Annotated in this window: 19 protein-coding genes and 1 tRNA gene; 7 read left to right on the top strand and 13 right to left on the bottom strand. The window is 41.5% G+C overall.

The genetic code is table 11. The annotated features are described in order from the left end of the window. Nucleotides 1-26 precede the first annotated feature (26 nt). The gene (gene aspS / locus WFY05_RS02940; RefSeq protein WP_340111228.1) at nt 27-1784 is read right to left on the bottom strand and encodes an aspartate--tRNA ligase; all 1758 of its coding nucleotides are present in this window, start codon (nt 1782-1784) and stop codon (nt 27-29) included. Between the two features lie 612 nt (nt 1785-2396). Here aspS and WFY05_RS02935 point away from each other — a divergent pair. Further along, complete coding sequence (locus WFY05_RS02935) at nt 2397-2840, top strand: nucleoside deaminase (RefSeq protein ID WP_340111227.1); 444 nt, start codon at nt 2397-2399, stop codon at nt 2838-2840. Nucleotides 2841-2876: 36 nt separating this feature from the next. Beyond that, nucleotides 2877-3971 carry an acyltransferase family protein gene (locus WFY05_RS02930; protein WP_340111226.1) on the top strand — a complete coding sequence of 365 codons (1095 nt, stop codon included), beginning with the start codon at nt 2877-2879 and terminating at the stop codon, nt 3969-3971. A gap of 30 nt (nt 3972-4001) precedes the next feature. Here WFY05_RS02930 and WFY05_RS02925 read toward each other — a convergent pair whose 3' ends face one another. Both WFY05_RS02925 and aroB read right to left on the bottom strand, forming a co-directional pair. Next, on the bottom strand, nt 4002-5234 hold the full coding sequence (locus WFY05_RS02925; RefSeq protein WP_340111225.1) for a 3-phosphoshikimate 1-carboxyvinyltransferase: 1233 nt from the start codon (nt 5232-5234) through the stop codon (nt 4002-4004). 25 nt (nt 5235-5259) lie between these two features. Then, nucleotides 5260-6324, bottom strand: a complete 1065-nt coding sequence (gene aroB, locus WFY05_RS02920) for a 3-dehydroquinate synthase (RefSeq protein ID WP_340111224.1) — start codon at nt 6322-6324, stop codon at nt 5260-5262. 93 nt (nt 6325-6417) lie between these two features. Here aroB and WFY05_RS02915 point away from each other — a divergent pair, with 93 nt between their 5' ends. From WFY05_RS02915 to WFY05_RS02905, 3 genes are read left to right on the top strand one after another with little or no spacing between them, the layout of a single operon-like run. Then, a complete protein-coding gene (locus WFY05_RS02915; RefSeq protein ID WP_340111223.1) occupies nt 6418-6870 on the top strand; it encodes a hypothetical protein in 453 nt (150 codons plus the stop codon). 23 nt (nt 6871-6893) lie between these two features. After that, entirely contained in the window at nt 6894-7997 is a 1104-nt protein-coding gene (gene dprA / locus WFY05_RS02910) for a DNA-processing protein DprA (protein WP_340111222.1), read from the top strand. 45 nt (nt 7998-8042) lie between these two features. Then, complete coding sequence (locus tag WFY05_RS02905) at nt 8043-9368, top strand: DEAD/DEAH box helicase (protein WP_340111221.1); 1326 nt, start codon at nt 8043-8045, stop codon at nt 9366-9368. A 63-nt stretch (nt 9369-9431) separates the two neighbouring features. Here the strand turns inward: WFY05_RS02905 and WFY05_RS02900 are convergent, their stop codons facing one another. From WFY05_RS02900 to WFY05_RS02855, 10 genes are all read right to left on the bottom strand, one after another. Continuing rightward, on the bottom strand, nt 9432-9902 hold the full coding sequence (locus tag WFY05_RS02900) for an ExbD/TolR family protein (protein ID WP_340111220.1): 471 nt from the start codon (nt 9900-9902) through the stop codon (nt 9432-9434). An 11-nt stretch (nt 9903-9913) separates the two neighbouring features. Continuing rightward, the gene (locus tag WFY05_RS02895) at nt 9914-10483 is read right to left on the bottom strand and encodes an ExbD/TolR family protein (protein WP_340111219.1); all 570 of its coding nucleotides are present in this window, start codon (nt 10481-10483) and stop codon (nt 9914-9916) included. Nucleotides 10484-10515: 32 nt separating this feature from the next. Continuing rightward, nucleotides 10516-10974, bottom strand: coding sequence for a hypothetical protein (locus WFY05_RS02890; RefSeq protein ID WP_340111218.1), 459 nt, complete (start codon nt 10972-10974; stop codon nt 10516-10518). 11 nt (nt 10975-10985) lie between these two features. Then, the gene (locus WFY05_RS02885) at nt 10986-11795 is read right to left on the bottom strand and encodes a MotA/TolQ/ExbB proton channel family protein (protein ID WP_340111217.1); all 810 of its coding nucleotides are present in this window, start codon (nt 11793-11795) and stop codon (nt 10986-10988) included. A 143-nt stretch (nt 11796-11938) separates the two neighbouring features. Beyond that, a tRNA-Ser gene (locus WFY05_RS02880) sits at nt 11939-12026 on the bottom strand. Between the two features lie 72 nt (nt 12027-12098). Further along, nucleotides 12099-13142, bottom strand: a complete 1044-nt coding sequence (locus tag WFY05_RS02875) for an asparaginase (RefSeq protein ID WP_340111216.1) — start codon at nt 13140-13142, stop codon at nt 12099-12101. A gap of 29 nt (nt 13143-13171) precedes the next feature. Further along, complete coding sequence (locus WFY05_RS02870; protein WP_340111215.1) at nt 13172-13936, bottom strand: TatD family hydrolase; 765 nt, start codon at nt 13934-13936, stop codon at nt 13172-13174. A 164-nt stretch (nt 13937-14100) separates the two neighbouring features. Continuing rightward, on the bottom strand, nt 14101-15435 hold the full coding sequence (gene gdhA / locus WFY05_RS02865) for an NADP-specific glutamate dehydrogenase (protein WP_340111214.1): 1335 nt from the start codon (nt 15433-15435) through the stop codon (nt 14101-14103). A gap of 283 nt (nt 15436-15718) precedes the next feature. Continuing rightward, complete coding sequence (gene groL / locus WFY05_RS02860) at nt 15719-17362, bottom strand: chaperonin GroEL (protein ID WP_340111213.1); 1644 nt, start codon at nt 17360-17362, stop codon at nt 15719-15721. 23 nt (nt 17363-17385) lie between these two features. Next, nucleotides 17386-17664, bottom strand: a complete 279-nt coding sequence (locus tag WFY05_RS02855; protein WP_340111212.1) for a co-chaperone GroES — start codon at nt 17662-17664, stop codon at nt 17386-17388. A gap of 360 nt (nt 17665-18024) precedes the next feature. Between WFY05_RS02855 and WFY05_RS02850 the strand changes: the two genes are divergently transcribed. Both WFY05_RS02850 and WFY05_RS02845 read left to right on the top strand, forming a co-directional pair. Further along, complete coding sequence (locus tag WFY05_RS02850; protein ID WP_340111211.1) at nt 18025-19122, top strand: helix-turn-helix domain-containing protein; 1098 nt, start codon at nt 18025-18027, stop codon at nt 19120-19122. 599 nt (nt 19123-19721) lie between these two features. Next, entirely contained in the window at nt 19722-20303 is a 582-nt protein-coding gene (locus WFY05_RS02845; protein ID WP_340111210.1) for a hypothetical protein, read from the top strand. Nucleotides 20304-20318: the final 15 nt, after the last annotated feature.

Here is a 20318-nt window from a genome sequence, read left to right as displayed (position 1 = left end):
AAAAAGGAGCCCGCAGGCTCCTTTTTTTATTTCTTGTCTTTAATATCCAGTTTCAGGTTAAGCTCATTTAGTTGCTTTTCGGAAATGGTGGATGGTGAATCGATCATCACATCGCGGCCTGCATTGTTTTTCGGAAATGCAATCACATCCCGGATGGTATCCAGTCCGGCAAACATTGAAACCAGGCGGTCGAAACCAAAGGCAATTCCGGCATGTGGTGGTGCACCATATTTAAAGGCATTCATCAGGAATCCAAATTGTGCTTTGGCTTCTTCAGGAGTAAAACCGAGCTTGTCGAACATTTTTGCCTGAAGATCGGCATCATAAATACGCACCGAACCTCCACCAATTTCAACACCGTTTATTACCAAGTCGTAGGCATTGGCACGCACTTTACCCGGATCGTTATCAAGCAGTGCAATATCCTCAGGTTTTGGCGCAGTGAAAGGGTGGTGCATAGCATAAAAACGCTTTGTATCTTCGTCCCATTCCAGCAGCGGAAAATCAACTACCCAAAGTGGTTTATATACATTTTTATCGCGTAGGTCAAGCTGATTGGCCATTTCCAAACGGAGTTCACCCAGTGCATCGAGCATGTGGTTTTTATCGCCCGACATCACCAGGATCAGGTCGCCGGCTTTAGCGCCAACTTTTTCGGCCCAAAGTTTAAGATCTTCCTGTCTGTAAAATTTATCAACCGAAGATTTAAATGAACCATCGGCATTACATTTTACATACACCAGACCTTTTGCACCAATCTGTGGACGCTTAACCCAGTTGGTCAGTCCGTCGAGTTGTTTGCGCGAATATTCAGCACAACCTTTAGCACAAATGGCACCAATGTACTCCGCCGAATCAAACACCACAAAATCATTTCCTTTTACGGTTTCAGTAATGTTGCTGATCAGCATTTCGAAACGGGTATCGGGTTTATCGGAACCATATTTTTCCATGGCCTCGGAATAAGGCATCCACGGAAATTCGTCCACCTCAACATCGAGCACTTCCTTAAACATGTAGCGGGTAAGTCCTTCGAACATCTCCAGCACATCTTTTTGTTCCACAAACGACATTTCGCAGTCGATCTGAGTAAACTCCGGCTGACGGTCGGCACGCAGGTCTTCGTCGCGGAAACACTTCACAATCTGGTAGTATCGGTCGAAACCGGCGACCATCAGTAACTGTTTAAAAGTTTGTGGCGACTGTGGAAGCGCGTAAAATTCGCCTTCATTCATGCGCGAAGGAACCACAAAATCGCGTGCACCTTCGGGAGTCGATTTGATCAGCACCGGTGTTTCGGTTTCAATAAAATCTTTTGAATTCAGGTAACTGCGAACAGCATGGGCCATCTTTGCACGCAAGATCAAATTCTCGCGCACCGGGTTACGACGCAAATCGAGGTAACGGTATTTCATCCGCAAATCGTCGCCGCCATCGGTATCATCTTGGATAGTGAACGGCGGAAGTTCAGCCGAACTCAGTACTTTAATCTCAGTTAAGGCAATTTCGATTTCACCTGTAGAAATATTCTTATTCTTACTTGAGCGCTCGCGAACTACTCCTTTAACCTGCAGAACAAATTCACGTCCCAGTTTATCCAACTGATCAGCTATTGCTTTGTCTGTATTTTCGTCTACAACCAACTGTGTAATCCCGTATCGATCACGAAGATCGATGAAAGACATGGCGCCTAAATCGCGGATGCGTTGCACCCATCCCGATAAAGTTACCTCGGTATTTACATGTTCAATTCGAAGCTCGCCGCAAGTATGAGTTCTGTACATAATCTGTTTCTTTGATTTCAGTTGCGAAAATAAGAAGATTTTACCAATTTTGGCCGTGATATTTCAAAGCTTTTCAGGGATTTAAATTGCTGATTACCGAAAATTGTACGGGCCATAACATTTGGGGTGAGGATTGGAAATGGAAACCATTCTAAAATTTTAAGACTATTTCTATTCAATTGGATTTGTGGAATGAAATTTGAATCCGGATGGACTAAACAACAAAATGAAATTAATCGTGACTATTGGGATTCTTATTTTATTCACCTCGTGTGCGTCCATAAGGTTTGAATCCGCTGGTGTAGAAACTTCTCAATTTGGAAATTCAAATTGGAAGAGTTTGGTTTTGGATGAAAAAGGAAATGTAATTGTCAGGTCTGGTTCAAATCGTGATTATCGCAAGGGTTACTATTTTGATTCGAAAGAAGGCGTTTGCAAAGAAGTATGGTATTCAACTGGTTCCGGATGTGTACCACCACCCTTTAAAACAGTAGAAGAGTGTAAATCATGTCGAGGAGTGATAATTTCTTCTCAAAAATGAAAAACAAACTTGCTTTTAGAATTGCAAAATAATGTAAAGATTTATTTATTTCGTGGTAATTATTCCGTGTCATGATCGAACCATTTAACGATGAATATTTTATGAAAAAAGCTTTTTCGGAAGCTTTGCAGGCATACGAAGAAGGAGAAATTCCTGTGGGAGCTGTTGTTGTTTCAAATGGTCAAATCATTGCACGCGCGCACAATCTTACCGAAACTTTGAATGATGTTACAGCGCATGCCGAAATGCAGGCGATAACTGCAGCCGCCAATCTGCTGGGTGGAAAGTATCTGAATGACTGTACGCTGTATGTTACGCTCGAACCCTGTGTAATGTGCGCCGGGGCGCTGGGTTGGTCACAAATTGCGAAGATCGTTTTTGGTGCCTACGACGAAAAACGTGGTTACAACAAATTTGCGAATAAGGCTCTACATCCAAAAACAAAAGTAGTGGGAGGAGTACTTGAAACCGAATGTCGCGAATTGATGCAGGAATTTTTCCGCAAGAAAAGATAAACAACAAAATAAGATATCAACTAAACTGATTCAATAATGGGTGAATTTAAACGACTGATCTCTCTTGATGCTTTCAGGGGCTTTACTATTGCCGCTATGATTATGGTGAATAATCCGGCAACCTGGAGCCACATTTATCCGCCATTGCGCCATGCAGAATGGAACGGACTTACACCAACCGACCTGATCTTTCCATTCTTTATTTTTATTGTTGGTGTTTCAGTCGCTCTAGCCTATACCAAGCGTCTTGAGGCCGGAATTCCAAAAGGCCCCATGTACAGAAAGATCGTAATAAGAACGATAAAGATATTTGCTGTTGGAATCTTACTTTGGCTTTTCCCAAAATTCGATTTTGAAAATGTGCGGATTGCCGGTGTTTTACAGCGAATTGCCATTGTATTTCTGGTCAGTGCCCTGTTATTTTTAAATACACGATGGAAAACACAGGCGATCGTTGCTGCAATTTTATTAGTGGGTTACTGGCTGGTTATGGTTTTGATACCTACACCCGGTTACGATAAAGTAATGCTGGAGCCGGGAGCAAATATTGCCGCCTGGATCGACAGCAAGTTTTTACCCGGCTATTTGTGGCAGAAAACCTGGGATCCGGAAGGGATATTAAGTACACTTCCGGCCATCGCTACTGGAATTAGCGGGATGTTAGCGGGCCACCTCATTTTAAGTAATAAGTCGCAGGAACGTAAGGTGATTTACCTGTTTACTTTATCATTTTTTGCTTTTGTAGTGGGATTTTTCTGGTCGTATATTTTTCCGGTAAATAAAAGTATCTGGACCAGTTCTTTTGTTTTGGTTACTTCGGGACTTGCGGGAATGACACTGGCCGCCAGCATTTTTGTGGTAGATATACTCGGACGTACCCGTTTTACAAAACCCGGAATCATATTTGGTTCGAATGCGATTGCAGTTTATGTGTTATCAGATGTGTGGCGGTTACCGTTTTATACCTGGAAGTTTGGTGGAGAAAGTCTGAATGTACACTGGATGAACATGTTTGAAAGCCTTGACTGGAGTTTAAATCTTGGAAGCTTTACCTACGCAGTGATATTTATCGCGTTCAACTTCATTCCGGCGTGGATACTCTATAAGAAGAGAATATTTATCAAATTGTAGCAGCTCCCGAAACAAGTTAGGATTGAAGCTTTATTCTGTAATGCTGAAACCTACTTTTTTCAGGTCTTCCCAGAAATTGGGGTAAGATTTGGTTATCACCATCGGATCATCGATTCGCATGGGCAACTCGGCCAGCGCCATTGGTGCAAATGCCAGTGCCATACGGTGGTCGTGATAGGTGTTTATTAGTGGCAGATCGTCTTTCATTTCCATATCCAGTTTTCCGTCCCATGCCAATTCACCATCAGCCGGCTCGCTGAGTTGCGCACCAAACTTTGCCAGTTCGTTTTGTAAGGCTGCAATACGATCTGTTTCTTTAATTTTCAATGTCTTCAATCCCGAAAAATGAAACGGGATTCCTTTGGCAACGCACAAGCATGCCATGGTTTGCGCTAAATCAGGGTTTTCAATAAAATTGAGCAGGAGTTTTTGCGGGTGATAGTTTTTGGTCTTTTTTAGCAGAACACCATTTTCCTTTTGAACCGATTCCACGCCAAAGGGAACAAACCATTCTGCAATGTTGGCATCGCCTTGCAAACTTTTTAGTTCGAGGTTTTCAAGTAGAATTTCGCCTTCATCGGCCAGTGCCATGATCTGGTACCAGTATGATGCCCCCGACCAGTCGGCTTCGATAGTAAAATCCTGTGGAAAATAATGCTGCTCGGGCACAACAATTGTGTTGCCGTTCCACTGATACTGAATGCCAAATTTAGCCATCAATTCGAGCGTGAGTTTGATGTACGAACGCGAGGTGATATCGCCTTTTAACTCAAGTGTTAAACCTCCTTCAATGGTTGGTGCAATCAATAACAGGGCCGTAATATACTGGCTCGAAATACTTCCGTCGAGTTCCAGTTTTTGTCCTTTTAAATGCGAACCAAAAATTTTCAGCGGCGGGTAACCGTCGTCTTTTAGATATTCAATTTTTGCTCCAAGTTGAATGAGCGCATCAACCAATATTTTTATGGGGCGCTGCTGCATGCGTTCCGAACCTGTGATTTCCCATTCGCCGACAATTTTAGCCAGGAAAGCCGTTAAAAAACGCATTGCAGTACCGGCATGACCAATATCGAATTTGTTGCTGTTCGAAAAAAGTGCAGCTTCCAGTACCTTTGTATCATCACTGTCGGAAAGATTGCGAATGGGGTAGGGACTGTAGCAAAGTGCGCTGATAATCAGCGCCCGGTTACTAATACTTTTCGAGGCTGGAAGACAAATGCTTCCGTTTATGTTTTTATGCGTTGCCGAAACTTTGTAAATCATAAGTTATGGATATGGAAAGGATTTGTTACAGGTTCCTGTAGTAATCCAAGGTTTCAAAAATCAGTTCTTTGCTGCGATTTTGATTGATCTCAATTTTCCCGATTTCAGGTAACAAAGTAAAGTTGATACGACCCGAATCGTTTTTCTTGTCGTGGGTCATCAGCTTATACAACGTTTCGAAATCCGATGTTGAAATTTCAAGTTTACTGTAAATCTTAAGCAGCCAGTCCACCAGTTCTTTCAGTTCTTTTTCAGGAAAATTACAGGTTTTGGCCGAAAGGTAAAGTTCGGCAATCATACCGTAAGCAACAGCATAACCGTGCAAAACCGGGCGACCCTGTTTCATGGCCATGCTTTCAAAGGCGTGACCAACGGTATGTCCGAAATTCAGGGCTTTTCTGATGTTGTTTTCAGTAAGGTCGTTAGCAACAAAATGCGTTTTTACTACCACCGAGTGACGAATGATCTCCTGAAGTTCATCGTAATCGATGTTCTCAAAATCAAACGTTTTCAGTTCCTCTAAATGCTCCGGGCTTTGGATCAGTCCGTGTTTTATCATTTCAGCAAAGCCGGAAACAAAATTGGACTGATCAATGGTTTTCAAAAAATCGGTATTAATAATCACCGCTATCGGCTCCTTAAATGTACCTACCTCGTTTTTCAAACCACTGAAATTGATTCCTGTTTTTCCTCCTACTGAAGCATCAACTTGCGATAGCAGGGTAGTAGGCACATTCAGAAAATCGATACCGCGTTTGAAAGTAGTGGCGGCAAAACCTGCCAGATCGGTTAGCATTCCTCCGCCAATATTGATCAGCAATGATTTCCGATCGCCTCCGTTTTTAGAAAGAAACTCCCAGATTTTGCCAACTGACTCAATTTTTTTGTTCTGTTCACCGGCCGGGATCTTTACTTTCTTCACTCCCAGTTCGTTAAAAAAGTCATCGAATTTCGAAATCCACAACTCATCAACCGTATTTTCGGTGGCCAAAAACACTTTGCCGTTAGGATAGTCTTTTATGATCGGGCGGAGTGTATTTTCTAGTGCCCGGCTGTAAAATATTTTGGAATAAATCTTTGAATTTCCCATATGTAGCTGCTAAATTGCGTAAAGTTACAATAAAAATGGTATTCGGATTTTTTTAACCGAATTTACCTTTTACAGTTTGATATTTAATAACGAATGCAAATCTCGAATAAAAACAGGGCGATAAAATTTAAACGCCTTTTCTTTTTGGTAAGTATTGCCATTGCAATTAGCACACTGTTGCTCTTTTTGACTGATCTTACACTTTATGGAATTGCCGGTGTTGGCGTATTTTCGCTATGGTATTTGTATTTCCATGTTGCGGATTATCAGTTTATTGAATATTCAGATGATAACGAAAGGATTGTTTTACGCTTTTATAAAGCGGTGAGTCTTGGTTCGAAGTCCTATCATTCAATTGAATTTCCGCAGAATATTTTGCAAAATGCCCATTTCGAAAATTCGGTTTTCGGAAAATTGTCGGACATCACTTTTATTGTACGTACTAAACGTGGAATCGCTGAATATCCTTCGGTAAGTTTATCTGCCCTAATTTATGAAGATCGGAAAAGAATGCAGGAAAGCTTATTTAAAATCTTGCAGCGATAACTTACACTTGTTAACCCTTCAGAATGAGTGAAAATCTAAAGTATAAAATTGCCTTGTCGATGTTGCCCGGAATTGGAGGAGTTCTGGCCCGTAACCTTGTGGCTTACGTCGGAAATGTTGAAGATGTGTTTAAGACCTCGCTGCATTCATTGCAGAAAATTCCGGGAATTGGCGAATACAATGCCCGTCGTATAAAGAATGCGAATGTTTTGGATCGAGCTGAAAAGGAAATCGAATTCCTGGAGAAAAATAATATTAAGGCCCGTTTTTATACCGATGCCGATTTCCCGAGACGACTAAAAACTTGTATTGATGCTCCGACGATAATTTATACAAAGGGGAATATGAAACTCGACGAGCAGCGTGTGATCAGTATTGTAGGTACGCGGAATGCTACAGATTACGGGAAAACCGTGGTAGATGATCTTTTAAAATCGTTTTCCGGACGCAATTATGAAATCCTTGTAGTTAGCGGGTTGGCTTATGGAATAGATATTTGCGCACACCGAATCGCGTTGAAATACAACATTCCAACGGTAGGAGTTGTGGCTCACGGTTTGGATAAACTGTATCCCGCATTGCACCGAAAAACAGCGGAAAGTATGATGGAACTGGGTGGTTTACTCAGCGATTTCCCAAGCGAAACCAAGATCGATCCGCAGAATTTTATCAAACGTAATCGCATTATTGCTGGACTGGCCGATGCCACGATTGTTGTTGAATCGGCGCTTAAAGGGGGTGCGCTGATAACCGCCGATATTGCTTCATCTTATAACCGTGATGTGTTTGCATTTCCGGGGCGTGCAGGCGATACCTATTCAAAAGGTTGTAATCAGCTTATCCGAAACAGCGGCGCCAACCTGATCGAGGAAATCGATGATCTGGAGTATTTCATGGGCTGGGAAAAGCAAGAAAAACAACAATCTGTTCAGTCAAGTCTTTTTGTGGAATTATCGCCTGATGAGCAACAAATTGTTGACTTATTAAAAGAAAACGGGGAATTGTTTATCGATCAGATTGCTTCGGAAGTTCAATTGCCGGTGAGCCGGATCTCTACAGTATTGATCAACCTTGAGTTTAAAAATGTAGTGAACGCACTTCCCGGGAAAATGTATAAGCTCCGTTAATGTACTAAATTGCTTCAAATCAGTTATCTTTTCTATTTTTGCAGCATGAATAAAACGTTTGAGCAGCTTAAAGTAGCAAAATCGATATTAAAATCGCTGGATGAGATTGGGTTCAATGAACCGACTCCTATTCAACAGAAGGCCATTCCCAGGATCAGTTCCGGGGTGAACCTTGTTGGAGTTGCGCAAACCGGAACAGGGAAAACAGCGGCTTATCTTATGCCACTGTTAACGCGTTTACAAAAGCCCAAAGGGAATGATCCTCGTGTAGTGATTTTGGTGCCCACGCGGGAGCTAGCAATTCAGGTGGGCGAAGACATCGCAGAGTTAACTACTTACTCCGATCTTAGGCATGCAGCTGTTTTTGGCGGTATAGGATGGACTAAACATGCCGAATTGGTGGAACCTGGAATTGATATTTTGGTGGCTACTCCGGGGCGACTTTGGGATTTGTACCAGGCAGGTGTTTTGCGCTTGAAAAAAGTAAAGCATCTGGTAATCGACGAAGCCGACCGAATGCTCGACATGGGATTTATGCCTCAGCTCAGGCAGTTACAGGAAATTATTCCTCCACGCCGACAAAATCTGTTATTCTCGGCAACCTTTTCGGAGGCGATTGAAAAGCTGGCCGAAGAATTTATCGATTACTACGAAAAATTGGAAGTGGCACCGTCGGCAACCCCCGTAAATCTGGTAACTCAGAAAGCATATAAAGTTCCTAACTATCGGACCAAACTGAACCTGATAAAATACTTGTTGGATGACGAGGAGAAATTTACCCGGGTGGTGATCTTTGTAAAAACCAAGGAACATGCCGAAGGCGTTTTTAAAGTGATCCAGCGAAAAGCGGAAGGGGAGAAGCGAATTCTTCATTCTAATAAAGCGCAGAACTCACGAATTAATTCGATCCAGGCTTTTAAAAAAGGTGAAGTTCGAATCTTGATTACTACCGATGTTTCTGCACGTGGAATGGATGTTAGCCAGGTGAGTCATGTTATAAACTTTGACCTGCCACGTGATTACGACGATTATGTGCATCGTATTGGGCGAACCGCACGCGCCGGAAACAAAGGAGATGCTATAACACTGATCGATCCCTCCGATGAATGGCACTGGAAAAAAATTCAAAAGCTGATCAGAAAGGATATAAAGCTATTGTCGTTGCCGACGGAGGTTGAGGTAGTGGAAACAGAATTTGCAGAAAATCAGGATCAGTTGCGCGAGATCGACCGACAGCGAAAAATTGATGATCCAACGTATCAGGGCGCTTTTCATCAAAAGAAAAGGAAAGGATCGGCGAAACGTTCGTTCAACGATAAGTTTTCGCGAACAAAGGAACGGCAAAAACGAAAAAAGAGAAGGAGATTATAGACTACTGGAAAATAAAAAAGGGAAGCATTGCTTCCCTTTTTTATTGATTATCGTTGATAGAATCTATCGTTCAACTTTTTGTCTTGATGAATAATTGATGTTCAACGCGGCCGACTTACGCAATTCCTGCTTTACGTCCTGCACGATTCCCATCTTAGTGTTTTCATCAATTTTTAGCGACGTTACCATAAAAGGCTGTTCTTCTTCGGCTCTTGCTTCACGTTCAGCAATAACGAAGTCTTGTACAGCTCCTACCGGTTCAAATTGATCGTTCAACTGAATACGCGGTGCTTTACCAAATGTTTTTTGATACATTGGTAACGGTTCACCAATATAGATGTAACTTACCAGCGATTTTTTCTCCAACTTACTCAGCTCAGTTGCTTGAGGAAGTTGCATTTTCACTTTGTAAGTTACCTCGCGCATTGTTGTACTTACCATGAAAAAGAATAAAAGCATGAACACGATATCCGGCAGCGATGCTGTAGATATAGGAGGTAATTCTTTACCATCGTCTTTTCTAAATTTGCTCATAATTTATTCCTTTATATTTTACCTTTTGGTTCGGCTTCCGAGATTTTCTGAGGATAGATCGTTCGGATGGCTTTTTGTTGCTCATCGTCTAAATCGTCATAAGCTTTTCCCCACTTCTCTTTTGCCAGTTCGTCTCTTAACTCATTAATGGCAGCAACCAGTTCGTTTTGAACAGCGAGATACGTTCCGTATTTTGTATCGAGGTCGTTTCGCAGCGAAATTACACCTTTGGTGACCATTACTTCGCCGAAGTATGGTATTTCCATTGGTTCTTTTTCAGGAAGGTCTTCATCGTTGTATGGGTTTTCCATAAACTCTTTAGTCCTTTCGCGCAGGTTCTCAATACGTTCGTAGTCTCCTTCTACTAACAGGTCGTTGTTTTTATTTACCAGAACAACGAAGACGTTTCGCTCGTTAATTTGCTGATCGTCTTCAAGCTCTTCCGGATCGACCCATTGCGGTAATTTTCTTCGTAAACCGCTGTCAACGTCCATCGTGGTTGTTACCAGGAAAAAGATCAGCAACATAAATGCAATGTCTGCTAACGATGCCGAAGGTATTTCGGGTATTTTCTTAGCCATAATTTTCCTGTTTTATTTTACCACGATTATTATTATCTAAACAAACGGAATACTGAAGATGATGCAATCGACAAAATTGCCAGTGCCAGCAATATGTATGTTGCATACAATCCAGTGTCTACCATTTTTGCTACACTCTCATTCAGGGTTCCGTCGGCGATGAACTTATCCACTCCAACAAATTGTGGAATTTCAGGCGATGCCAGAAGATAAGCAATCAAGGCCACGGCTCCGAGAAACAATATGGAAATAATTCCATTCTTTGCAGCATTTTTATCGGTGAACATATGCAGCAATCCAGAAATAATTGCTACACCGGCACCAATAGCTACAAGTATATAGCCCCATACGAGGTTGGTATTAATCCAACTTCCCATTGAAGGATCGGTATCTACTTCACTTATGTTTACAAATAATGAAACAAGAAGAATGGCAGAAACGATGATTAGGGCCCATAGTATTATAGTAACTATTTTTCCTGTTTTACCCATTTTTCAAGCTCCTATTTTTTTAGGTTATGTTTTACCAACAAGTCTAATAACGAGATAGATGCATCTTCCATGTTGTTGATGATACTATCGATTTTAGCTACACAATAGTTATAGAAAATCTGAAGGATAATAGCAACAACAAGACCTGTTACGGTTGTAATCAAAGCCACTTTAATACCACCTGCAACGAGTGAGGGAGAAATGTCTCCTGCAATCTCAATGGCATCGAAAGCACCAATCATACCAATTACTGTACCCATGAAACCAAGCATCGGTGCCAGAGCAATAAAAAGTGCGATCCAGCTTAAACCTTTTTCCAACAATCCAGCTTGAACACTACCATAAGAAATAACGGTTTTCTCAACTACGTCAATTCCATGGTCAAAACGGTCAAGACCCTGGAAAAAAATACTGGCAACTGGTCCACGAGTGTTACGGCAAACGTCTTTTGCTGCTTCAATACCACCACTTTCAAGAGCTTCTTCAACGTTGGAAAGCAATTTTTTAGTGTTGCTGGTTGCCAGGTTAAGGTAAAGAACTCTTTCAATGGAAAAAGCCAAACCTAAAATAAGTGCAATTAATACAAATGACATGAAAGCAGGGTTACCTTCAATAAATTTTTGTTTCAACTGGCTGTGCAGAGATTTTCCTTGTTCTTCAGTAGCTGCAGCTTCTTCCTCAGCATCAGCAGTCATGTCTACTTGTTCTTCCTGAACAGCAGGTTCTGTTGCAGCTGCCTCGTCTTCCTGAGCAAGCGCTACATTCGATGCCGTGAACAACAGCATCCCAAATACGGCTATTAACGCGAATAGTCTTTTCATAATTGATTTGAATTTTTAATTAATAATCTTTTTTTTGATTTTTATTTTCTCTTGAATCTTTGATTAACTCATTCAATGCTACAAAAAATGTGCCTTCATTCGTTCTTTTTCCACTCAACTTGAAAGAACTCCTCTAATTTCAGCGGAGAGAGGGGGATTCGAACCCCCGGTACCGTTTCGCGGTACACACGCTTTCCAGGCGTGCCAGTTAAGCCACTCCTGCACCTCTCCAGTATTATAATACTGGCTCCCCCTAAAAATGAGGGCTGCAAATTAATAAAAAATTGCGAAAAAAAAACAGCGCTATTCACTAATTTCGCCCCTCATACTTTTATTGAGATACATTTTGATTTCTTCTTGTTTTAAGTCCTGCCCGAGCAGGAACATCAACTTTGTGATGGCAGCTTCTGTGGTCATATCCTTTCCTGAAATTACTCCGGCATTCAAGAGTTCCAGGCTGGTTTGATACTGCCCCATAACAACGCGGCCTCCCTCGCACTGGGTGACATTTAGAATAATCACGCCGTTTTTTATGGCCCGTTTTATGCAATTGGTCAACCAGCGCGAAGTGGGTACATTGCCCGATCCAAAAGTTTCAAGGATTACTCCTTTTAAACCGGGAGTGTTCAATACCGATTGCATAACGTTCTGGTTGATGCCCGGAAACATCTTTAATATCACCACATTATCATCAAAGTTTGTATTGACCTTCAATATTCCGTGGTTATTTGAACTGAATATATATTCTGTATTGTACTTAATATCAGTACCAGCCACTGCAAGCTCCGGGTAATTTACAGACCGAAAGGCACTGAATAATTCAGCATCGCGTTTTAAGGTGCGATTACCTCTGTACAATTTAAAATCGAAATAAATGCAAACCTCCGGCACAATGCTGACACCATCTTTTTTTGCTGCAGCAATTTCAACGGCTGTAATCAGGTTTTCTTTGCCATCGGTGCGAATCATACCAATAGGAAGCTGCGAACCGGTAAGAATAATCGGTTTATTCAGGTTTTCGAACATGAAACTAAGTGCCGAAGCTGTGTACGACATAGTATCGGTACCGTGAAGCACAACAAAACCATCGTATTTATGGTAATTTCTCTCGATGGTCTTGGCAATTTTAATCCAGGTGATAGGATTCATATTCGATGAATCAAGTGCCGGATTAAAGGTAATTGTCTTAATTATGAAATTGTACTTTTTTAACTCGGGCACCACTTCCTGAATTTTTTCGAACCGAACGGGCACCAAAGTCTTGTTCTGAGGGTGTTGTACCATACCGATTGTTCCACCGGTATAAATAATCAGGATGGAAGTTTTTTTTTCGGTTTTAATTTTCATTGCGCTCTAGAAATACAGGCTGCAAGTTATCAAATTTCGAATATTTTGCGTGCATTGGCCGTTGTAATTTCTGCTACTTCGTCGAGTGGAAGGCCGTAAATATCTGCCACTTTTTGCGCCACGTAAGTTAGATAGGCACTTTCGTTACGTTTCCCTCTTTTGGGTTCGGGCGATAAATATGGTGAGTCGGTTTCAAGAACCAGGTTTTTGATGTCAACTTTTTTCAGTACATCCGAAAGGTTGCTGTTTTTGAATGTAAGTACACCGCCAACTCCGAGGAACATACCCAGTTCGACCACTTTTTTTGCTTCTTTTTTACTGCCGGTAAAACAATGAAAGATACCTCTTAGCGAGCCATCTTGTTCTTCTTTTACAACTTTGTAAGTTTCGTCGAACGAATTTCGAACATGAATTACTACTGGCAGGTTTTTGCTTTTTGCCAGTTTTAATTGATGACGGAAAGCATTGATCTGCTCGTTTTTGAATTTTCTCTCCCAATACAGATCTATCCCAATTTCGCCTATCCCGTAAAATTTTCGCTTTTCAAGCCAGTATTCAACAGCAAGAAGTTCTTCTTCGTAATCTTCATCAACCGATGTAGGATGTAGTCCCATTAAAGGGTAACAAAAATGAGGGTAGGCATCTGATAAATCCAGCATGTGGCGGATTGAACCCGAATCGATATTCGGCAACACAATTTTTTTGACACCACTGTCGTATGCCCGCTGCAGAGCTTCGTCGCGGTCTTGTGTAAAATCTTCCGAATATATATGCGAGTGCGTATCTATCAACATCTTCAATAATTTTGGACAAATGTAGAAAAGTGTAAATATCAAGTGCTGCTTTTTATATTATTAGATATTTAAATTTGACATTTGGGTAATAAAGTTTAAAAAAAGAGCATAAAAAAATCCGCAGTTTAGACTACGGATTTTCATTGTCTTTAAAGCATTTTATTTTAAACAACTCCCTGAGCAAGCATAGCTTCCGCCACTTTCACAAAGCCACCAACATTAGCACCTTTCACGTAGTTTACTTTGCTGCCGTTTTTACCGTAGGCAACGCATGTTTCGTGAATGTTATTCATAATTCCTTTTAAACGGTGATCGACCTCTTCGCGTGGCCAGTTAATGCGCATACTGTTTTGCGACATTTCTAGACCAGAGACTGCGACACCACCTGCGTTTACAGCCTTACCCGGAGCATAGTCGAGGTTCGCCTGCAGGTAGTCTACTGCTTCGGCAGTACAGCCCATGTTTGATGCTTCTGCCAGAAGCAGACAGCCATTTTTCACCAGTGCTTTGGCGTCATCAAGATGAACTTCGTTCTCGGTAGCGCAAGGAATGGCCAGATTTACCGGCACTTCCCATGGCCGTTTATTGGCGTAAAATTCCGCGTTGAACTCATCGGCATAAGGCTCAACCACATCATTGTTGGTAGCACGAAGTTCGAGCAGGTAATCCAGTTTCTCTCCGCTGATTCCATCTTTGTCGTGGATAAATCCGTCGGGGCCAGAAATGGTTACAACTTTTCCGCCCAGTTCATTAATTTTCGAAATGGCTCCCCAAGCCACGTTCCCAAAACCCGAAACGGCCACCGATTGACCTTCAATGTCTTTACCAATGCGTTTTAACATGTGCTGGGCAAAATATACCGCTCCAAATCCGGTTGCTTCGGGGCGGATAAGACTTCCACCCCAGGTAAGCCCTTTCCCGGTAAGAACGCCGGTGAATTCATTCTTCAGACGCTTATACTGTCCAAATAAATAGCCAATTTCGCGTCCGCCTACACCAATATCACCTGCCGGAACATCGGTATTCGGGCCAATATGGCGATAGAGTTCTGTCATAAACGATTGACAAAAGCGCATGATCTCGCCATCGGTTTTTCCTTTTGGGCTGAAATCGGATCCTCCTTTTCCTCCCCCCATCGGCAGGGTAGTCAGACTGTTTTTAAAGGTTTGTTCAAAACCCAGAAATTTTAGAATGCTCAGCGTAACGCTGGCATGAAAGCGCAATCCTCCTTTGTAGGGGCCAAGTGCCGAGTTAAATTCAACACGGTACCCGCGGTTGATTTGTACGTCGCCACGATCGTCGACCCAGGGAACGCGGAACATGATCACCCGTTCAGGTTCACACATTCTTTCGAGTATTTTGGCTTTTTGATAACGCGGATTTTTTTTATAGAAATCCCAAACAGAGGTAATCACCTCTTCAACTGCCTGGTGAAATTCATTTTCGCCCGGAGTTTTTTTCTCCAAATTCACTATGAATTCATTGATATCTGCATTCATCAGCTTTTTAAATTTAAATTGATCAGTATGACAATTTGAACCGAATTCGGCTTTTGAAGTATCAATACTGATCAAATAGATTAACGGGGTAAAGGTAGCCAACTAAGAAATGAAAAAACAAATTTTGATTTAAGTTTGGAGGATGTGTAAGTATCATAAAATCAGTAATATGAAAACGAAAATAAGATGTTAAAGAACACTGTGTGACGATTGTCAGGATTTTGGGCACAAAAAAAGCTCTTGCGACAAACGAAAGAGCTTTGTATAATAGGATAGGAAATTTTTACATCATTCCGCCCATTCCACCCATTCCGGGAGCGCCTCCACCCATTGGAGGTGCAGGATTTTCTTCTTCCTCTTCAACAATAACTGTTTCAGTAGTTAAGAACATTCCTGAAATAGAAGCTGCATTTTCAAGAGCAACGCGCGTTACTTTTGCAGGATCGATAACTCCCACTTCCAGCAGGTTCTGGAATTCGTTGGTACGAGCGTTGTATCCAAAGTCTTTCTCTCCGTCTTTTACTTTCTGCACCACAACAGCGCCTTCTTTACCTGCGTTGTTAACAATTTGGCGAAGCGGCTCTTCAATGGCACGTTTGATGATTTCGATTCCGGTAGTTTCGTCGTCATTGTCACCTTTAATGTTCTCCAGAGCTGCAATTGCACGGATGTAAGCTACACCGCCACCAGGAACAATTCCTTCTTCAACAGCAGCACGGGTTGCATGCAATGCATCGTCAACACGGTCTTTTTTCTCTTTCATTTCAACTTCAGAAGCAGCTCCAACGTAGATTACTGCTACACCACCGGCCAGTTTAGCCAGGCGTTCCTGTAGTTTTTCCTTGTCGTAATCTGAGGTGGTAGTATCCATCTGGGTTTTGATTTGAGCAACACGGGCAGCAATGGCTTCCTGGTCACCTGAACCATTAACGATGGTTGTATTTTCTTTATCAACTGAAATTTTCTCGGCCTGACCAAGCATGTCGATAGTAGCTTGTTCCAGTTTCATCCCTTTTTCTTCGGTAATTACCGTACCTCCGGTAAGGATGGCAATGTCTTCTAGCATTTCTTTTCTGCGATCGCCAAAACCCGGAGCTTTAACGGCGCATACTTTTAACGAACCACGCAAGCGGTTAACTACCAAAGTAGCCAATGCTTCGCCGTCAACATCTTCAGCGATGATCATCAACGGACGACCTGATTGTGCTGTGGCTTCCAGTACCGGAAGGAGATCTTTCATGGTACTGATTTTTTTATCGTGGATCAGGATATACGGATTATCGAGATCCGCTTCCATTTTTTCGGCGTTGGTTACAAAGTAGGGTGAAATGTATCCACGGTCGAATTGCATACCTTCAACAACGTCAACGTATGTGTCGGTACCTTTCGATTCTTCGATGGTGATCACACCTTCTTTCTGAACTTTTTTCATGGCTTCAGCAATCAGCGAACCAATAACTGAATCGTTGTTGGCCGAGATTTTGGCTACTGATTCGATTTTAGCATAGTCGTCACCTATGGTTTCTGCCTGATCGGCAATGCTTTTTACGACAGCTTCAACAGCTTTGTCGATACCGCGTTTCAAATCCATTGGATTTGCACCGGCGGTTACGTTTTTCAAACCAACGTTCACGATTGACTGTGCCAATACAGTTGCAGTTGTTGTTCCGTCTCCGGCATCATCTCCGGTTTTCGAAGCAACTTCTTTTACCATTTGTGCACCCAGGTTTTCGTAAGCATTGCTCAATTCAATTTCTTTAGCAACAGTAACACCGTCTTTTGTAATTTGTGGTGCTCCAAATTTTTTCTCGATAACAACGTTTCTTCCTTTTGGCCCCAGTGTTACTTTCACTGCATCAGCCAATTGGTCGACACCACTTTTCAGCAGGTCGCGCGCTTCAATATCAAATTTAATTTCTTTAGCCATCTTTTATAATTTTTTAGTTCTGTTTAAACAATGTACAAAACGTCGCTTTGCGACATTAATAAATAATCGGTACCATCAATGTTCAATTCAGTTCCGGAGTATTTTCCGTAGAAAACAACATCACCTGCTTTCAGTTCCATTGGTTCATCCTTTTTTGCTGATCCAACCAATACAACTTTACCAACCTGTGGTTTTTCTTTTGCTGAATCAGGAATGATGATTCCACTAGAAGTTTTTGTTTCAGCTTCCTGTGGCTCTACCAAAATTTTGCCTGCCAGGATTTTACCTTTTAATTCTGCCATTGTAGTTACAATTTATTTATTAAACATTATTTTATTTCGACATCGTGGGTTTATCACATTTTGTGCCAAGCGAAATTTGCGCAGTTTTGGAATATTCTCAGGGACAAAATTACATTCATAAAATACTGATTTATTTGTCTGATAGAGGTAAGTATCAGTAAATGAGATTTTTATGGGCGTCGGCGTTTTCCCTGACAAGCTGGCATGCTGTTGTGCAATGTTTACAAATATTTACTATATTGGTGTCACCATAACTGGTGCTCACCCAATTAGTGTTACAGTAATCACTGCTGTAACGATAAATCTTTCCCGGTTAAGTTTGAGAGTAAAGCCATGGCATAACCACTTAATGCTAATTATATGTCGGAATTCAAGGGAGAGAAAACAAACCAACGGGAACATGTTTTAAACAGAATCATTACGAAACAGGTAAATGGTTCGCCGCAGTCGTTCAGTTTTACGGCGCAAGGAGTTACATACTGGTTCGATAAGCAGGGGAAAAAGGCATTTTGCCTGGTTGAAATACCCGATGTTGAAAACATTAAATTGCTTCACGAGAAAGTTTTCGGATCAGTTCCGCTAAAGATCGTGGAATCCGACAGTGATATTGCTGCGCAATTAATCGAACAGCTTCGGAAGCCCGATTACCTGGATGATGGAGTGTTTGAAGAGAATGACTATTATTTTATTCTTTCGCGCAAATTAAGTCCCGAGAAAATTAAAGTGGAAGACCGAAAACTGGTAAAGGAACTTATTCAGGACTTTCACGTGAAAACTACAAAAACCGTGATTCAACATGAGGGCAAGATCATTCGTTTTTTCGAAGATTATTTAATGGTATCTTTTGCACAGCCAAAGGATGCAATAGATTGTGCACTTCAGCTCAAGCATGAATTTAATGCCTGCCAAAAGAAAATTCCGTATTGTAAGGTTTCAATGAAAATGGGCATTTGCACGAGTACCAGTGCTAACTGGCAGATTGATGCACTTGATAATGCCCTGAAACAAGCCCGAAGGATGTCGTATATTGCCGATAACCAGATTTTGGTGACGATGTTGCTTAAAACGCAGTTCGATTACGAATCATACGAAAAGTTAAGTGAAGATGAAATAAGAGTATTGTCGAATCAGGATCAGGAATTTATTAGCAGTTTGATGGATTGTCTGGAAGTAAAATGGAAGGATGAGAATTTGCATGTTAATGATTTGGCGAAATCGCTGAACTACAGCAAATCGAAGATTTACCGAAAAATGATGGAACTCACCGGCAAATCACCCAACAGGTTTATAAAGGATTACCGCCTCGATCGTTCCATCGATCTTATCCGTGTTCGCCACGGAAACATTTCGGAAGTGGCTTTTGAATCGGGCTTTGGCAGCCCCTCGTATTTCACCAAGTGTTTTCAAAAACGTTTCGGCCTGAATCCAACGGAATACATTCAAACCATCGAACTATAAGCTTCAGATTTATTGTGTTATTCTTCAGCATTTAGCGCGAATAAAGATAAAAAGAAAAAAAGATCCAAAAATGCAATAAATTGAATCAAAATTGCTATACATGCCCTTCATTCTTGCCGTACATTTGAAACTAAAGAACAGCGTTCTAAGGCGAAAATTCTTCATACCGCCGTTAAAATGATGAAAAAGATGTTATCGAAGTGTAGCGTCAGTACAAAATACAACTTGAATGGTCCGTTGGTAATCCATTAAAATAGTATAGTTTTTTTATTGTCTTAAAAAATGCCAACCTTGGTTCAGTTAGAAACTTAGGATATAACACTTGAATAAGACAGTCCCTCAAAGTCCATTGCATGAAAACATTACTCATCTTGTCCCGTCTTTAACCATTAATGATTACCGATAGGGCCATTCAAGCTTAAAATTTTCGAATAATCCGGCCCTGGAATATTGACTTTTTAGTCTTTTTTTTGTAATTTAAGGTTAGTCGACGCTACCCAATTCTGATCAAAATGCGACTTTACGGTCAGCGCATTTCAATGAGAAAAATTCGAGCCCGAAAACACGGGTGTTGTCAATAACAGAAAACATTATATGTCATGAAACTTAGAAAACTTTTTTGGATGGGTATCTTGCTGATACCTTTATTGGCCTGCGAAGATGTGAATGAAAGCACTGAAACCAGCGCCGAATTAGATGTTCCTATTCCTCTTGAAGCCGTTATGATTGAAAGTGCGGCAAGTCCAATGGATCTTTATTCTTTTGACGGAAGCGCAGCATTTTGCCTGGGCAATAAAGATAATGTAAAAGATTGTCCGGGAATGATTATGGGCGTTGTTCCGGGCTCCGGTGCCAAACTTCATTTCGATGGTATTGGTGAATTTGAAGAAATTCATTCGCTTGCACTGGAGTGGGGATATGGTAAGTTTGGCTCCACAGAGTTTGAGATGCAGCCTTCGGTTGATCTGTTAAAAGACGGAGAAGTATTAACTTCTTCGAACATTACCATAGACATTGACGAGGTGCTCGTTCCTGTGATTCAAGAAATGGATAGTAATCCGAGAATATTTGTTTTTATTCGGCTGTCAGGCTGGTCAAACTTCGATGTATCGTTTGATGCACGAATGAAGGTTCCTATTGTTGTTGAGTCAGAGGAATTATCGCCGCGTTTTACCTTGTAAAAGGAGTAACAGTTG

The sequence above is a fragment of the Maribellus mangrovi genome, from assembly GCF_037646455.1.
Lineage (GTDB): Bacteria > Bacteroidota > Bacteroidia > Bacteroidales > Prolixibacteraceae > Draconibacterium > Draconibacterium mangrovi_A.
The sequence above is the reverse complement of the archived record's forward strand: the minus strand, read 5'-3'. Positions and strand labels throughout refer to the sequence as shown.

What these genes read in the sequence shown, in the direction of transcription:
- aspS (WP_340111228.1), bottom strand. Translation starts at nt 1,784, where the DNA reads ATGTACAGAACTCATACTTGCGGCGAGCTTCGAATTGAACATGTAAAT.
- WFY05_RS02935 (WP_340111227.1), top strand. Translation starts at nt 2,397, where the DNA reads ATGATCGAACCATTTAACGATGAATATTTTATGAAAAAAGCTTTTTCG.
- WFY05_RS02930 (WP_340111226.1), top strand. Translation starts at nt 2,877, where the DNA reads ATGGGTGAATTTAAACGACTGATCTCTCTTGATGCTTTCAGGGGCTTT.
- WFY05_RS02925 (WP_340111225.1), bottom strand. Translation starts at nt 5,234, where the DNA reads ATGATTTACAAAGTTTCGGCAACGCATAAAAACATAAACGGAAGCATT.
- aroB (WP_340111224.1), bottom strand. Translation starts at nt 6,324, where the DNA reads ATGGGAAATTCAAAGATTTATTCCAAAATATTTTACAGCCGGGCACTA.
- WFY05_RS02915 (WP_340111223.1), top strand. Translation starts at nt 6,418, where the DNA reads ATGCAAATCTCGAATAAAAACAGGGCGATAAAATTTAAACGCCTTTTC.
- dprA (WP_340111222.1), top strand. Translation starts at nt 6,894, where the DNA reads ATGAGTGAAAATCTAAAGTATAAAATTGCCTTGTCGATGTTGCCCGGA.
- WFY05_RS02905 (WP_340111221.1), top strand. Translation starts at nt 8,043, where the DNA reads ATGAATAAAACGTTTGAGCAGCTTAAAGTAGCAAAATCGATATTAAAA.
- WFY05_RS02900 (WP_340111220.1), bottom strand. Translation starts at nt 9,902, where the DNA reads ATGAGCAAATTTAGAAAAGACGATGGTAAAGAATTACCTCCTATATCT.
- WFY05_RS02895 (WP_340111219.1), bottom strand. Translation starts at nt 10,483, where the DNA reads ATGGCTAAGAAAATACCCGAAATACCTTCGGCATCGTTAGCAGACATT.
- WFY05_RS02890 (WP_340111218.1), bottom strand. Translation starts at nt 10,974, where the DNA reads ATGGGTAAAACAGGAAAAATAGTTACTATAATACTATGGGCCCTAATC.
- WFY05_RS02885 (WP_340111217.1), bottom strand. Translation starts at nt 11,795, where the DNA reads ATGAAAAGACTATTCGCGTTAATAGCCGTATTTGGGATGCTGTTGTTC.
- WFY05_RS02875 (WP_340111216.1), bottom strand. Translation starts at nt 13,142, where the DNA reads ATGAAAATTAAAACCGAAAAAAAAACTTCCATCCTGATTATTTATACC.
- WFY05_RS02870 (WP_340111215.1), bottom strand. Translation starts at nt 13,936, where the DNA reads ATGTTGATAGATACGCACTCGCATATATATTCGGAAGATTTTACACAA.
- gdhA (WP_340111214.1), bottom strand. Translation starts at nt 15,435, where the DNA reads ATGAATGCAGATATCAATGAATTCATAGTGAATTTGGAGAAAAAAACT.
- groL (WP_340111213.1), bottom strand. Translation starts at nt 17,362, where the DNA reads ATGGCTAAAGAAATTAAATTTGATATTGAAGCGCGCGACCTGCTGAAA.
- WFY05_RS02855 (WP_340111212.1), bottom strand. Translation starts at nt 17,664, where the DNA reads ATGGCAGAATTAAAAGGTAAAATCCTGGCAGGCAAAATTTTGGTAGAG.
- WFY05_RS02850 (WP_340111211.1), top strand. Translation starts at nt 18,025, where the DNA reads ATGTCGGAATTCAAGGGAGAGAAAACAAACCAACGGGAACATGTTTTA.
- WFY05_RS02845 (WP_340111210.1), top strand. Translation starts at nt 19,722, where the DNA reads ATGAAACTTAGAAAACTTTTTTGGATGGGTATCTTGCTGATACCTTTA.